The organism is Desulfovibrio sp. OH1186_COT-070 (assembly GCF_003860215.1).
Lineage (GTDB): Bacteria > Desulfobacterota > Desulfovibrionia > Desulfovibrionales > Desulfovibrionaceae > Desulfovibrio.
The window spans coordinates 1-951 of sequence record NZ_RQYH01000102.1 but is presented as its reverse complement, the minus strand read 5'-3'; the positions used below and the strand labels follow the sequence as shown (position 1 = coordinate 951).

At 30.5% G+C, this 951-nt stretch carries 1 protein-coding gene and 1 pseudogene; both read left to right on the top strand.

What is annotated here, in order from left to right; translation table 11 throughout:
• Nucleotides 1–207 precede the first annotated feature (207 nt).
• Nucleotides 208–363, top strand: coding sequence for a beta-class phenol-soluble modulin (locus tag EII23_RS12040; protein ID WP_058714658.1), 156 nt, complete (start codon nt 208–210; stop codon nt 361–363).
• A 393-nt stretch (nt 364–756) separates the two neighbouring features.
• Nucleotides 757–951 (top strand): annotated as a pseudogene (locus EII23_RS13220) (replication protein); the annotation flags it as partial.

Sequence of the window (951 nt, the reverse complement as noted above, 5' to 3'; positions counted from 1 at the left end):
GAATGTCGGCATAGCGTGAGCTATTAAGCCGACCATTCGACAAGTTTTGGGATTGTTAAGGGTTCCGAGGCTCAACGTCAATAAAGCAATTGGAATAATGCAATTAATTATTAAGATTTTGTAAATTTTTAAATTTTAGAAGTAATTTATGATGAGATATGTTATTTTGAGGTGGTAATAACTCTATATGTAAGGAGGTTTATTTTCATGGAACACATTTCAAAATTAGGCGAAGCTATCGTTAATACAGTTTCAGCAGGACAATCTGGAGATGGTGCTGAATTAGCTAAATCAATCGTTAATATTGTGACTAACGGTGCTGGTTTAGCAGGAGATATTGCTAAAGCATTTGGTTTAATGTAATAGGTATCTTCACTCATTACATATAAAGAGAAAGAGATTAATCAACGATTAGTTGATTAATCTCTTTTTTTGTTTTTCGATGTTTTTTTATTTGCTGTTATATCTTTTAAATTTAGTAATAAAAAAACAATCATTTTGAGTGTTTTTTTTGTGGTTTTTAAGACGAGTGAAACGAGTCTTTTCTTATCTTGATACTATAGGTAACTATTACAATGCGAACTTATACCTTTCAAACCGTTGATATAACTGGTTTAAGACACAAAAAAAGTTGCTTTTTCGTACCTATTAATGTATTGTTTAAGGTGTCTAATCTAAAACTATACAGGAAGGAGAAAAAGCAACTTTTTATATGCATTGTTTTGTAAAAAACAAGGTTGTTTTGTGTGATATATCATGGACAAGTATACTGAGAAAAAACAAAGAAATCAAGTATTTCAAAAATTTATTGAGAGACATGTGAGAGAGGGACAGATGTATTTGATAAAGGACTGTAATACATTTTTATCATTTGTTGCGGATAAAACTCTGGAGAAAAAGAAGCTATATAAGTCGAATTTATGTAAAAACCGGTTCTGTCCTGTATGTGCT